The sequence below is a fragment of the Geotalea toluenoxydans JCM 15764 genome, assembly GCF_001311985.1.
Classification (GTDB): domain Bacteria; phylum Desulfobacterota; class Desulfuromonadia; order Geobacterales; family Geobacteraceae; genus Geotalea; species Geotalea toluenoxydans.
The window spans coordinates 1-13,016 of the sequence record NZ_BBCJ01000030.1; the positions used below are offsets into that span (position 1 = coordinate 1).

Below are 13,016 nucleotides of genomic sequence, written 5' to 3' on the forward strand. Positions count from 1 at the left end.
GGCAGTCTCAGCCGCAGCATCAAGAAAAAAATCAGGCTTGCGCACATCCAACTGCTGAAAGAAGATTTCGTTCAGCTCATAGTCGTAGTTTTGTCCGGTATGAACCAACACATGGTCCAAGTGCCGGTCCAGTTCGGCAATTACACGTGACAGCTTGACAATCTCCGGCCTGGTCCCCAACAGGGTGATCACTTTAAGCATGGAGTTCTCCCTGGATATACTCAAGGCTCAGCATCAGCTCTTTCACCTCCTGGACATCAAGTCGCCGGGTGTTATGGGAGGTGTAATCCTCCTCCTTGGAAATGCATACTTCCCCTTCCACAAAATATTTGTTGTAATTGAGATCCCTGGAGTCGGCGGGAATTCGGTAGAATCCCCCCAAATCCACAGCTCTCGCCATCTCCTCCCGGTTTACCAGCGACTCATAGAGTTTTTCCCCATGGCGGGTGCCGATAACCCTGATCTCATTGTCTGCATTGAAAATCTCCTTCAGAGCAATGGCAAGATCCATTATGGTAGATGCGGGGGCTTTCTGGATGAAAATATCCCCTGATACCGCATGCATATAGGCATAGAGCACAAGATCGACCGAATCCTCCAGCGACATGAGAAATCTGGTCATATTGGGATCTGTTATGGTTAAAGGTTTCCCCTCCTTGATCTGCTTGACAAAGAGCGGGATGACAGAACCACGGGACGCCATGACGTTGCCATAACGGGTGGCGCACAAAACGGTGCCCGTGCCATCCGTTGACCGGGATTTCGCCACCATCAGTTTTTCCATCATCGCCTTGGAAAGGCCCATGGCATTTATGGGATAGACAGCCTTGTCCGTACTGAGGACTACCAGATTGCGTACCTTGTTGGCAATTGCTGCGTTCAGGACATTTTCGGCCCCGAGTATATTGGTCCGTACGGCCTCCATCGGATAGAATTCACATGAAGGGACCTGCTTCAGGGCTGCAGCGTGAAAGACAAAATCCACACCTTTCATGGCAGAGTCGATGCTGTCAAAATTCCTCACATCGCCGATATAGAACTTTACCTTCGGACTGTTGAGGGAGATCCGCATATCCTCCTGCTTTTTCTCATCCCTGCTGAAGATACGGATCTCGCCAATTTCTGTATTCAGGAACCGATGCAAGACGGCATTGCCGAAAGAACCGGTACCACCGGTAATCAGTAAGATTTTGTCTTTGAACATGAGCACTCCTTTTGCTGGTTCAACACCATAGGTGTGGCGCCTCATTGTCTCCTGGCATAGTCGGCCCAATTCCGCCACATTGCAGACACCATTTCAGTCCAGGAAGGGGGAACATAGCCGGTAGCATTCCTGAATCGTTGTGAATCAAGGGAACGGTCGCAGCGGAATTCATGAAAAGGTTCGATTTCCACATCCTTTTTATATTGCTTTGCCACCAGCTGCAACAATTCATATTTGGAGACCGGTTCGGATGAGACTTGGTAAAGTCCGTTCAATTGTGGGTTGGGAATAACGAACTCGGCGATAATACGTGCCATCTCAATTGTGGGAAAGCCGGTATAGATCGCCTTCGTGTAGCCGTTTACACGCCCCTCCCGGGCTAAAAACCAGTCAATGAGACTGTAGCATCCCTTGAGTTCATGGCCAATGATGGAGGTGCGAAGGGTAAGACAATGGGAATCATCAACCTCACCAAGGAATTTGGTCCGGCCATACAGATCAGTGGCGTCGGATGTATCACTCTCCGTATAGTTGCCCTTGGCGCCGGAAAAAACACAGTCCGTGCTGATGTGTATCAGCCTGCTGCCGGCGGCCTTGCAGACAAGTGCAAGCCGGTGAGGGAACAGTGCATTGATTGTAAGTGCGGTTATGGGATCCTTGGCCGCTGCTAACTGCTTGATAATGCCGATACAGTTAATGACGACATCCGGCTTCACGTCAGCCAATGCTTTCAGAATAGAATCAGGATTATCGGCATCCACGTTACCGATGATCTTCTCCCTCAAATGTGCGGCGACACCATCAAGACAACCATGTGCGCGTATTGTGGCACGAACATCCAGTTCTTTCCTTTTGGACAATTGCTCAAGGAGAGTGTGGCCGAGCATGCCGGTAGCGCCAAGGATCAATATAATGGTACGTTTCATTGTCCGCCTCTGCTGTAATTCAAAACTGTTATGCCAATGAAGCCTTCTTCAATCCGTTTCCTGATCCTTTGGCTTACGGCGTAGTTTGGGTGACTGGTCGTTCTGAGCCACATGTGGTGTGACCTTGAGCGGCTCAGCTCTTGACAAAGTTCTCAGTATCATCTGTTGACAGTGGCCCGCCCTTGGGCTTGTGATGTTAATCTTTCGGTCAAGCCGGCCAGATTCTGCCGGATCAGATCGGCAATGACACCTGCCTTCTTTTCCCAGGTATTCTCTTTCGCTTCCATTTTCAACAGTGTCAGGTACGCCTCATCATTGCGCAAGGTCAATGCCAAGTCAAGCTTGGCAATGAAATCATCATCGTCTTCGCCAATCAGCACAGAGCGGTATTTCCTGCATTCCGGCATGCCGGTCGTCACAATCGGTTTGCCCAAGGCCATGTATTCGAACACTTTGATGGGTGAAGTGGATTCTGTAATTTCGTTGATTTTGAAAGGTATGACTGCAACGTCAAACCAGCAAGCATAGCGGGGCAAATCCTCGTATGGAACTGGACCGATCACTGTGATATTGGAACACTGTTGAAGGTCATATTGTCCCAGGGATGTGTCATAATCCCAACCAATTAATAGTATCTGGTAGTCCGGCCTCTGCCTGGCAACCCGCAGCAACAGGTCATAGTCAAACCAGCTGGCCAACGCACCAAAATAGCCAATGATGGGACGGCCGACGGCAACAAGTTCCTTAAGAATCCCAGGCAATGCATCATGTTGAAATTCACGTGAAAAGTGGTCGAAATCAACACCATTCGTTACCAGGGCGCAATTATTTGACCGATAGCGCAGAACTTCCTGATAGAGCTTGTCAGCCGTAGCGATGACCATGCATCGCTCATCACGCAGGATGTTGTTGTGTTTCTCAAGAGTGTGTGCTGGGATGGTAAATCCTGAGACCTTATGGCTGATTTCGTCGATGAATTCATAGAGAACAAGATTCCCGCGGTTGAGCTCTTGGTCGACAAAATCCCAGGTGGTTCGATTGTCGCTGGAATACAGATGAACAATGCGTCGTGGGCGCGTCTTACACAGCTTTTTGAACCTATTGGTAAGATAGAGGCTGTCACTGATGCGTTCAAAGCCCTTGACATCATCATATTGCCTGTTATCTGTGCAAAAGAAATATAAAAAGCTCATTTGAGCCAATTGCAGGGCAACGTGTTGTGGACGTTGATATAAAGGGATGTGCCAGTTGACAAGGGGAGGAAAAATAATTATCGGCCTACTGTCTCCAGCAAAAAGATGCTGTACATATTGCCGTTCATTCAATCTCGGAATCTGGCAGTTAAGAATTCGTAACCAGCTGAGGGAAGCGGACCACGCCGCTTTTCCGCCTTCTTTTCTCACTAGATGCAAAAAGGTAAAAAGCTGCCGTAATACCGGCAGCTGGTTAACTACTTGTGCTATTCTCCCAACCACGAATGCCAAAACTACTTACACTCGTGCATACTGAGCACCTTAGAAAAAAGCTGCCCATAACGGTGTGCCATCTGCTCTACATTAAGATCACCAATAATCTTATTCCTGGTGTTTGAACATTTCCTCCGCCATTGCTCGGGGTTTTCAATCATTTCCATCATTGCTTTCACCATGCTCTCAAGGTTAGCTGGACGTTTGTCATATGCTATCATTTTAATGCGCTGGCTGTTAAGGGTATTGATACTAGGATAAGGATTTGGCACAATGATGCCGATGTCATTCTCCTTGATTAGGTCCCTCGCAGAACCAGTATCAGAAAGTATTAGTGGCAAACCAAAATACATTGCTCCATGATCGCATTGCTCCAGCCCTCCTGCAAAGAAGGCAGCAGGAAACAATCTGCCATACCAAGCAGCCGCGCCAATTCCTGGCGTGGAACAAAATCTATGATACGCAAACAAGCTGCTAGACCCTCATCCCTTATACGCTCCATAACGAATGCATGATACTCCAGGTCCAGCACATTCCCAACCAGCAGCAGTCTGGCATTTGGCTTTATCGTTATCAATTCCTTTAGAGCCGAAAGCATCCCGCCTTGGAATTTTGTCGGAGTAAACGATGAAACGTTGACGAAGATAAAGTCGCTTTCCAAAAAACCGTATTTCTGTCGCATCGGAAGCTTGGCATCGGCCAGATCGCTCACATCTATTCCGTTCGGGATCACTTCAATAGATTCCGCAGCAATTGAAAAGCGTTGCCGAAAATACTCTTTAACCTGGCTCGACACTGCAATAAAAGCAGACATGTTTTTATATGCCTTTTTCCGCGCCTTGAATTCTTGATTAGTCAACCAGGTGTAACTATTATGTACTGTATAGACTATTGGAATACGAAGTCTGCAAAAAGTCTCATAGTAGCAGGTGCTGTAGTGCAAATTGGCAACATCTATTTTCCGCTCTTGGAGAATCGCCTGCAAGCGGCCCTTGTCATTCCCCACTGCCACAACATCATGTCCGTCACTAACAAGTTTGTTCCCCAGGTATCCGAAATCCCCGCTGCAAATGATTAGCGTTACTATGAAGTGCGAGCCACTGAGTGAACGCACCAAATTGTAAACTACCTGCTCCAACCCACCTTTATCGAGGGAATCCACAAGGATAGCCAAGCGGAGAGGTCTATCCAGCACCTTCGCCATGTGCTGTGAACGGCCAGCGACGGCCAAATGCTTGGTACTCCAAGGCCACCACCTATGGAGAAAAGTCCGCATCAGCCTATCCTCTTCTCAAGATTCCCGCAATAGAGCGAAGGATGCCGGTCAGCCTCCAGCTTAGCGAGTCGTGGAGTGCAGATACTGTTTGGCTACTGCTTTGCCAGTTTGTAACCATTTCCTCGTAGAGAGTTTGCAGAAAACTTGCTATCACAGCCTTCTGCTCCTGACCCGCAGCTTTTTCCATCAAGTCGAGCAAAATGCGGAAACGCTCCCGGTAGGTCTGTTCCAGTGCATTATGAATGGTGTTAGCCGAATGCACTCTGTAGTCAAGCAGTGTGCTATCAGCAAGGAAACAAATATCTGTCGGCGAAGAAAAAAACGAACGAAGGACAAAATCATAATCATGGGCATAGCGGAATGGACGAAAACCTTCCATCTCTTCCACCAGCTCCTTTTTAAAAAAGAAATTTGAGGTGGTAACCGTAACATTTCCCAGGCGCAGTGTCTCAGTAAGCGACACGGTTTGCTTGTACACGTTGAGCAAGCTATTATACCAACGGAGTGCCGGTGAGTTCCTGTGTGTTACCTCGTTGCCATGTTCATCCACCAGTCGCAGGAGGGTGAAAAAAAAACGGGCCTGTGAGCATTCTGCCACATCTAAGAGCTTTGCAAGGCGGTCGGGATGATAAATATCGTCAGAATTAAGAATGCTGATGTATTTCCCTGTGGCGAGGGCAATGCCGCGGTTTATGGCATTGTAGGCGTCGGCATTTTTTTGGGAATAATATCGAATCCTGTCATCTGAGAATCCTCTGATTACACCTTCCGTACCATCGGTCGAACCATCATTGACAACAATCAGTTCATAGTTTGAATACGTTTGTGTAATCACACTGGCAATTGCTTCGCCGATATATGCCTCGTGATTATAGGCAGGCATGACTATGGAAATAAGAGGAGTGGCCATTCAGTGAGTTTCTCTATCCTGTGCCTTATTATGGAATTCCTGCACCCAGCTCAATTCAAGCGGCGCTCTCTTGCAGAGATTTAGTAAATTCCAGGTTTTTTTTATTCCCACTTCTAATGACGTAGCAGGTATCCAATTCAGTTCGCTCCTGGCACGGGAGACGTCAAGATAAATGCGGGGAACGTCAAAGCCTCTCTGGGGTGATCTGCCTTCTAAGTGACGACTGAAGCCGTTTTTTTGTCCTGATTACATGGAGAGATCAGGTCCTTGTGTGGGCATTGGTTTCTCTCGAAGCTTTCTTACTGCTTTTCGGCAGCATTTTATCATAAAGCCACCTAAGTGGGGCAGTAATACGCCATGACAGGGATGCATACAGCGCCCTCAAGACCCGATCTTTGTCTGCCAGTTCTTTGTCTTTGCCAACCAATTGCAGGTCCTTCAATTCCAGCTCTTTAAGCAAGGGATGCCGTGGATCAAGGTATTTATCGACTAAAAACTCCTCTTTCGCCGCCAATAGAGCCGAAACACGTTCCAGCCACAGCCCATTCGACGTCATCTGCAGCAATGAATCTTCTTCCCTCTGCAACCAGAGGACGATAATCCATCACTGAAAGAAGCACTTGGCGAGTTGCCTCCAGATAACCCAGCCATATCTTTGGTCAGGTTCCAAATGGCATCCCTCACCCCACTCATTCCATGCATTAATAAAAACCAGCTGCTCTCCAATGTCAAAATTATTTCTGGTGTAGTGGACCGTTGCGTTCAGCCAATGTGCATATTTTTCAGGGCTCGAGTTCACAAAAATAAGTGAATCTTGCTTCCTGGCAGAGTTATCCCAGGCAGGAAACACCCCGCGAAACCTTTTATATGCTGGTTTGGGTCTGCTCAACATGTTAGCCATGCACTCATCGTAGTTGAAAACAAGAAGGTTCTCATCAATCGGATGTTGCGGCTGGCTTATTTGCCCCAGGTCAACAATTCTATTACCACAGTTCTTCCAGTTAGGTGCGAATTCCATCGCCGCGTCAAAGCCGATGTCAGCAGGGTCAGGTTCGGAACCATCGAGACCGTGCTCCACCCTTACCAGATAAAGCTCGCCAATACCTGCTCGAACCATGGCCTCTCGCCAGATACTGGCCGTCTTTTTCGGGTCAGGGAGCAGCGACGTACGATAAACCAGCAACAGCGGCTTTCCGTTGACGCGGATATAGCGTTTATCGGAGAAAGCAGGAATCAGATCATTGATGAAGTCAAGGCTGTCTTGATCGCTATAGTGCTGCGCCATCAACAGGTCCTGATCTCTACCATCAGCGCCGGGTCCAGTTTTCATTGGCCCAGCAGAGGCAAAAGGGGAAATCCGGCTCACCAGAGTTCATTACTTCATTAAAGGGCCTTTCCAACAGACGTTTACCATTGAACCAGTAGTGGTAGTAGCAGAAACCATGTATACCATGTTCCCTTGCCAGTTCAGCCTGGGCTATTCGTGCTTCAGGGTCTCTAAGATCATAATAGCCCAGTTGACCTGGCACATGGGGCTGGTAATGCCCGGGAAAACGTGGCCCAGCCTTACGGACGTTTGTCCACTCGGTGAAACCTTCCCCCCACCAGGCATCATTCTCCGGGATGGGATGGTACTGGGGGAGGTATAAGGCTATTAAGCGGGTATCTGTATTTTTATCAATTCTCTTCAATTAGCTTCACCGTTTAATCTACGAGAGGTCATATCGCAATATTTTAAATTACGCCAGCGGCCGAGAAATAATAAGCTGCCTCGACGGCAACTAACCAGCAGCATGTAATTCTTTTACGGTGAATCTATTGGATGCTGCCATCACCACTTTCAGCGGGCTTTATCGTCATCAAAACTTCTATAAGATCTGCTCTTATTCCCAGATATAAATTGTCCATTCTAACGATGTGAGTAAACAAGCCACATGCGTCGAAAATATGTTTGCAAATATCATATCCCCAATCAACTGTCACAAGAGAACCTTCTTCGCTTACAGGATTCCCGTGGTACTGTGGTGGCTTAGTAAAGATGGCTTCACCATTCTTCCCAAAAGTGGCACGGAGCTCTGATGGACGGTTTTTGTTTACAAGGGGGACAGTAAAAACGTGAGCACCGCCAGGCTTAAGTGTCCTGGCTATCTCTGCAAAAGCTTTTGAAGGCGTGAACATGTGCTCCATTACATCCTGAGTTACATGAAGATCAATGCTTTCATCATCAAACGTCAGTTCTTCAAGGCTTTCGCATCTCACCCCATTGATGATTTGGCCCAGCGGCTTCCCCGGAAAAAACTGGTTGATATGTATCCTTTGCATTCTCGGGATAACCTTGCACTGGCCCCACGATTTACAGGAGAAGACTCATGTATAGCAAGGTCTTTCCAATTCGGGAAGAAATCGTCGATGACAGCCATCAAAGCCCGTTCCCGAGGTATGCTATTACAATTGGCACATAGATATTGGTCTCTAAACCAGTTCCCATTGGCCACAAAGGTCACACTGGAGGTACATGTAGGGCAGAACCCTTTATTCTTGAATACGTATTTCCTATCAAAAAACATTGCTCTTCCTTCAGTGTTGCCTTTAGTTGAGAAATGTGCTTAAAACTGTAGCAGCTTTTTCGGTACTGAAGTTACTCCTGATATATCTAAGCGATTCTTTACTTATATCACACCACTTGTTCACATCAGAATATAAGGATATTACTTCATCAGCAAAATCGACGTCACTATCCTTAGGGCGTAAGAAAACATCAATCCCTTGGATTCCCTCAATGCCGATGCTGGTTGAGACAAGCGGTATTCCTCGCTGCATGGCCTCAATAGTTTTCCCTTTAACTCCAGCACCGAATCTTAAAGGTACTACTATCATTCTTATTTGTTGATACAACTGCTCTAATTCATCCTCACTCACTTGGCCGCAAATTTTAATAGATTCTGAGGCAAGGCGAAGTATTTCCGGTGGCGGGGCTGCACCAACCACATAAAAATTGAGGTCAGGGACTACTGTCAATATCTTGGGGAATACGTTTGCCGCAAACCAGGTAACTGCATCAACATTCGGTGCATGGCCAAATCCTCCAACAAACATTATGCCTTTTCGCGAGTTGAAATCAGCCTGACCAGCGGGAACATTATCATAAAAGAACAATGGCACTGTCACAACGTGCTTATAGGGAAAATCTTTGGCAACAATTTCTCTTTCCACGTTGCTGAAGGTCAAAATAACATCTGAATTTACGAATATTTCATGCTCCATCTGTTTGTATTTTTTTGCCTCCTGCAGAACCGAATCATCCTTTTCCAGTTCGAATCTTCTTTGTAGTCGCAGATAGTGCAAATCGTGCATTTGGTAGATGATTTTCGCTCGCGTATTTTCGCGAACGTAATCAATAAAAACTAGAGTCGGATCAGGCTTGTTAAAGAATACATAATCTATTCTGCCCGTATGTTCGGTAAACCACTGCCCCCAATTCTCCTTATACCAATCGCCATCTAGCGTCTCAATGCCAACTCTGTTCAGCGCGGCAGTATATTGGTCACATCTTCTAAAGTCTGCACCAATAAATTTTACATTATATCCCATGCTAACGAGCAGTTTGAGGTACATGAAGTTGGTTCGAGATCCGGCAAACATATCAAAGTGAGGCACTTCATAATCAATGAAAACAACAGTTTTTTTGTCTCTACTCCTATCGCGAGCCCAGAACAAATCCGATATGCCAGTGCCATGCCCGTTAACCAGCACATCCGCCCACTTTTGGCGGAAAAGTTCCCTATTCTTCACCTGGTTCTGTTTTATACCTTGGCTAATATCGGTCCCGTGTGAAATTCCCTCAAAATGTACGACAAGAGATTCTGGCTGATAGACAACCCGGTAACCTGCTTTCCGAACACTAAATGCAAGATCTGTATCTTCGTAATATGCAGGCGCAAACCGAGGATCAAAGCCGCCAATACGTTCCCACAGATCACGCCTGATCATCATGCTGGCACCGGAAACATAATCCACGTCCTTGACGTACTGATACTCAGGCTTCTGAGGATCGTCCATTCTCCCATAGTTCATTGCCGATGCATCATACCAGACAATCCCCCCTGCTTCCTGGAGTTTGCCATCTGGATATACAAGTTTAGACCCAACCAACCCAATGGTGCTATCAGACTCCATTTGCGACAACAGATGCCGTAACCAATCCTGCTGAACATTGGTATCGTTGTTCAAGAAAACAATATATTTGCCTCTGGCAATTCGTGCAGCTGCGTTGCAATTAAGCAAAAAACCAATATTTCGCTCATTCCTATGAACAATGACGTTAGGGACGTGATCAGATACATTCGCCGTTTCATCATCAGACGCATCGTCTGCAACTATAACTTCATATTCAATATCTAAAACATTTTCGGTTATTGAATAAAGGCAGGACTGCGTATAGTCCCACTGGTTGTGGACTGGAATTATAATAGAAACAAGAGGATCTGCTGAGACGGGAATCGCAAAACGAACGTTGATATTGCCATAATAAAACTTTAGGGGCAAGGGCGGTTGGGCCAGTAGCTCATGTTGAGCTAGCGGCATTAAACCGGACCGTAGTCGGTAGACAGTATCCAGTACCTTTCGCAAAGGAGCCGTCACCTTCCAACTCAGCGACGATAACAGTGACTGGATTACGTTTTGCTGATCAGCAAGTTGCGTCTCCACCCTCGCCAGATGGTGCTTCATGGACGCAATCTGCCGGTCCCGCTCCATAAGTTGCCGGTCCCGCTCCATAAGTTGCCAGGCCCATTCCACAAGCTGCCGGTCTTTCTCTTCTAGCTGGTTTCGGACATGGCAATCGAAATTCAGGAGTCTTGTCGCATAGCTATTGAGTACATGCGGAACCGCTTCTGCGCCACCATGTTTTAGAATCAGCTTTATGGCCTCGATGTCTGATAAATGCGATTGAATTGTGGTTTTAGCTTCCGGGTGTTTAATATTAATGGAGAGCAACTTTTCTGTCGTAGCAAATGCATACTTTTTAGCGATTTTAAGCCACAGGTCCAGGTCCATTGCCAGTTGCAGTTTTTCATCAAGTGGCCCGCACTGCTCCCAGACATATTTCTTAAAAAAGCACGACGGCTGCCAGAAAAACTTATCGAACCAGCAGTATAATGTTTCCGATGATACTTCTTTTGGGCTGGAACAGTTGTAAATTGTGCCATTTGCATCTACATATTCACCAGCGCCAACAATGGCTCCTGCATCCGGATTATTGATATACATCTCGGCAACTGCTTGCAAGGAGCCTGTCGTGTAGTAGTCATCTGAGTTCAACCACCCAAACAGATCTCCTGTTGCGTGCTCAAAGCCCTTATTGATGGCGTGGCTCTGCCCGCGGTCTTTTTCACTTACCCAGTACTTCAGGTGTTTTTCATATTTCCTGATTAACTCGACGCTGTTATCAGTACTGCCACCGTCAATAATGATGTACTCGAGTTTGGGATACTTCTGTTCCAAAACAGACAATATTGTTGTTTCTAGAAATTGTCCTTGGTTAAATGAAGGTGTGACAACTGAAATTTTTGGTCTCACTTCTTCACCCTGAATTTTCTTGACATTTTGCGAATAGTTTTTATAGCTTCTTTGAATCTGCGAGGAATTGCAAAATGCCTTTGTTGCTCTTCAATCGTCTGCAGCTTGTTCTGCCTTGCCACGCTTAGATTCTCCCTTTGATACAGAAGGTCAACCAGCTGATTGAATTGAGTTGTATAAAATTTTAGCAACTCAGCCTGGTGATAATGATCCTTAGCGGGCGTTGCGTACTTGTTCACATTCGCTGGAGAAGAGAAATGGCTAATTTTTTTACTTCTGGATTTGATAAAATAGAGGCTGAAAATGCTCAAAGGCCCAAGGTCTCTTTGTGACATCGAGTTTCGAACTGCAGAAAGAAGATCTTTATCGATGGAGTCAGAGAATCCTGCCTCATTCAAGTATCCAGCGAAAAGACGTCCCATCTTTTCAAATGTGTTTTCAGACCATTTAGCAGGATGATTGACATGGAAGGCAAAAGGGGTAATGAGCTGTACGATCTGCACCCCTCTAGTGAACAAGATGACAGGTAGCCAATAGTCCCACCAGGGCGCCCCCAGACAGAAATCAGTCTTAGGTATCAATTTGATAAGGGAGCGATCGAAGAAAAAGAAGTCAAAACCACCAAAATATTCTTCGCCGCTCAGGTCTTGCATACAGCTGATGTCAGTCCTGGGACCAAATAGTAAGTTGCCATTTAAGGCGCTGGTGATGAACGAATGAAAATCATCAGTACCAACTAAGTGAATGTCAGAATTGACAATGCCACAGATCTGTGCCCCAGACCGATTTAAAGCTTCAAGTACGTCATCTATAAAAACTAGCGGTTTTCCTACAATAGAAGACGCATCCCTGTCAGCAACAATAAATCTAACATTTTGGAACTGCTCTTGCAGGTAAGCTTTTTCTTTAGCATTGTTAACGGAAATGACAGAAAATCCCAGAGCTTGCCAACTTGATACCGCGGATTGCTGCATCTCAATATTTGATGGGCATATACTAGTAGCAATTGTTATCTGAGCCATTTGCTTACCCATCTAGCGATGATTTGCTTGGAATCTTTTGAAAAATCGCTCAGCTTCTGCTTGAACCGAAAAGTGGCGGGGCCACGTTCCTTTACAATCTCTTTTAATTTCCGCACTTCTTTACTAGCAAATTCCGCATTAGTTCTCTCATTACAGGCGCATTTAATTATTTCAATAATATCGGGCAATATGGAAGGTGCTGTATTAAGAACTTCATTGCCGATGTGACTTCCGCTAAGAACCGCATTAACTGCTTGCATAACTTCGGTTGCAGGCACAAAGCGCATACACGGAGCAGTTCCAAAAAGGCAATTCCAGTAACACCCAAAACATGGCAATTCAGCAGTTACAGATATTGATCTTGTACCAGTTGGGAGAAAACGAGGATATGTCCCCCCGCCAAACACAGCAACTACTGGTACCCCTAAAGCTGAAGCTAGGTGCATAGGGCCACTGTCATTCCCAAAATAAATTGCTGATCGGGCCACCAGAGCAGCAAGAATGCCTAACTCACCATCTCTACCCAGCCAATGGTATACCGGATACCTCGTTGCGCAACCAGTGTACACAATGTAGTCACGGCTATCGTTTCATTGTCATGAGCAGTAACAACTGTCGGAACCTGCCATTTTTTG

At 46.3% G+C, this 13,016-nt stretch carries 14 protein-coding genes and 2 pseudogenes; all 16 read right to left on the bottom strand.

Features of this window, described 5'->3' with window-relative positions; translation table 11 throughout:
• Positions 1–201 (bottom strand): UDP-N-acetylglucosamine 2-epimerase (locus JCM15764_RS16920; protein ID WP_369412361.1); only part of this gene is annotated, 201 nt, incomplete at its 3' end.
• Positions 194–1,204 carry a polysaccharide biosynthesis protein gene (locus tag JCM15764_RS16925; protein ID WP_054697918.1) on the bottom strand — a complete coding sequence of 337 codons (1,011 nt, stop codon included), beginning with the start codon at positions 1,202–1,204 and terminating at the stop codon, positions 194–196. The genes JCM15764_RS16925 and JCM15764_RS16920, both read right to left, overlap by 8 nt.
• A 41-nt stretch (positions 1,205–1,245) precedes the next feature.
• Positions 1,246–2,130, bottom strand: a complete 885-nt coding sequence (locus JCM15764_RS16930; protein WP_054697823.1) for a dTDP-4-dehydrorhamnose reductase family protein — start codon at positions 2,128–2,130, stop codon at positions 1,246–1,248.
• A gap of 38 nt (positions 2,131–2,168) precedes the next feature.
• A pseudogene (locus JCM15764_RS30160) lies at positions 2,169–2,290 on the bottom strand (IS5/IS1182 family transposase); the annotation flags it as partial.
• Positions 2,289–3,323, bottom strand: coding sequence for a glycosyltransferase (locus JCM15764_RS16935; protein ID WP_054697826.1), 1,035 nt, complete (start codon positions 3,321–3,323; stop codon positions 2,289–2,291). The gene JCM15764_RS16935 and the pseudogene JCM15764_RS30160, both read right to left, overlap by 2 nt.
• 293 nt (positions 3,324–3,616) lie before the next feature.
• Positions 3,617–3,949, bottom strand: coding sequence for a glycosyltransferase (locus JCM15764_RS16940; RefSeq protein WP_054697829.1), 333 nt, complete (start codon positions 3,947–3,949; stop codon positions 3,617–3,619).
• On the bottom strand, positions 3,928–4,827 hold the full coding sequence (locus tag JCM15764_RS16945) for a glycosyltransferase (protein ID WP_243689271.1): 900 nt from the start codon (positions 4,825–4,827) through the stop codon (positions 3,928–3,930). Before JCM15764_RS16945 ends, JCM15764_RS16940 begins: the two co-directional genes overlap by 22 nt.
• A gap of 49 nt (positions 4,828–4,876) precedes the next feature.
• A complete protein-coding gene (locus tag JCM15764_RS16950) occupies positions 4,877–5,782 on the bottom strand; it encodes a glycosyltransferase family 2 protein (protein WP_054697833.1) in 906 nt (301 codons plus the stop codon).
• Between the two features lie 259 nt (positions 5,783–6,041).
• A complete protein-coding gene (locus tag JCM15764_RS16955) occupies positions 6,042–6,347 on the bottom strand; it encodes a hypothetical protein (RefSeq protein ID WP_243689272.1) in 306 nt (101 codons plus the stop codon).
• Between the two features lie 39 nt (positions 6,348–6,386).
• Positions 6,387–7,112: a glycoside hydrolase family 99-like domain-containing protein gene (locus tag JCM15764_RS16960; protein ID WP_279384517.1), complete on the bottom strand. Its 726-nt coding sequence runs from the start codon at positions 7,110–7,112 to the stop codon at positions 6,387–6,389.
• Positions 7,090–7,473 (bottom strand): glycoside hydrolase family 99-like domain-containing protein, encoded by a 384-nt coding sequence (locus JCM15764_RS27150; protein WP_279384518.1) that lies wholly within the window; start codon positions 7,471–7,473, stop codon positions 7,090–7,092. Before JCM15764_RS27150 ends, JCM15764_RS16960 begins: the two co-directional genes overlap by 23 nt.
• Positions 7,474–7,597: 124 nt before the next feature.
• Positions 7,598–8,104 (bottom strand): methyltransferase domain-containing protein, encoded by a 507-nt coding sequence (locus JCM15764_RS16965; RefSeq protein WP_243689273.1) that lies wholly within the window; start codon positions 8,102–8,104, stop codon positions 7,598–7,600.
• A gap of 267 nt (positions 8,105–8,371) precedes the next feature.
• Positions 8,372–11,359, bottom strand: coding sequence for a glycosyltransferase (locus tag JCM15764_RS16970; protein ID WP_243689274.1), 2,988 nt, complete (start codon positions 11,357–11,359; stop codon positions 8,372–8,374).
• The gene (locus JCM15764_RS16975) at positions 11,356–12,393 is read right to left on the bottom strand and encodes a hypothetical protein (protein WP_054697839.1); all 1,038 of its coding nucleotides are present in this window, start codon (positions 12,391–12,393) and stop codon (positions 11,356–11,358) included. The genes JCM15764_RS16970 and JCM15764_RS16975 overlap by 4 nt, the downstream gene beginning before the upstream one ends.
• Positions 12,369–12,668, bottom strand: coding sequence for a hypothetical protein (locus JCM15764_RS16980; RefSeq protein WP_054697842.1), 300 nt, complete (start codon positions 12,666–12,668; stop codon positions 12,369–12,371). Before JCM15764_RS16980 ends, JCM15764_RS16975 begins: the two co-directional genes overlap by 25 nt.
• A 54-nt stretch (positions 12,669–12,722) precedes the next feature.
• Positions 12,723–12,950: pseudogene (locus tag JCM15764_RS28725) on the bottom strand (glycosyltransferase family 9 protein); the annotation flags it as partial.
• Positions 12,951–13,016 lie beyond the last annotated feature (66 nt).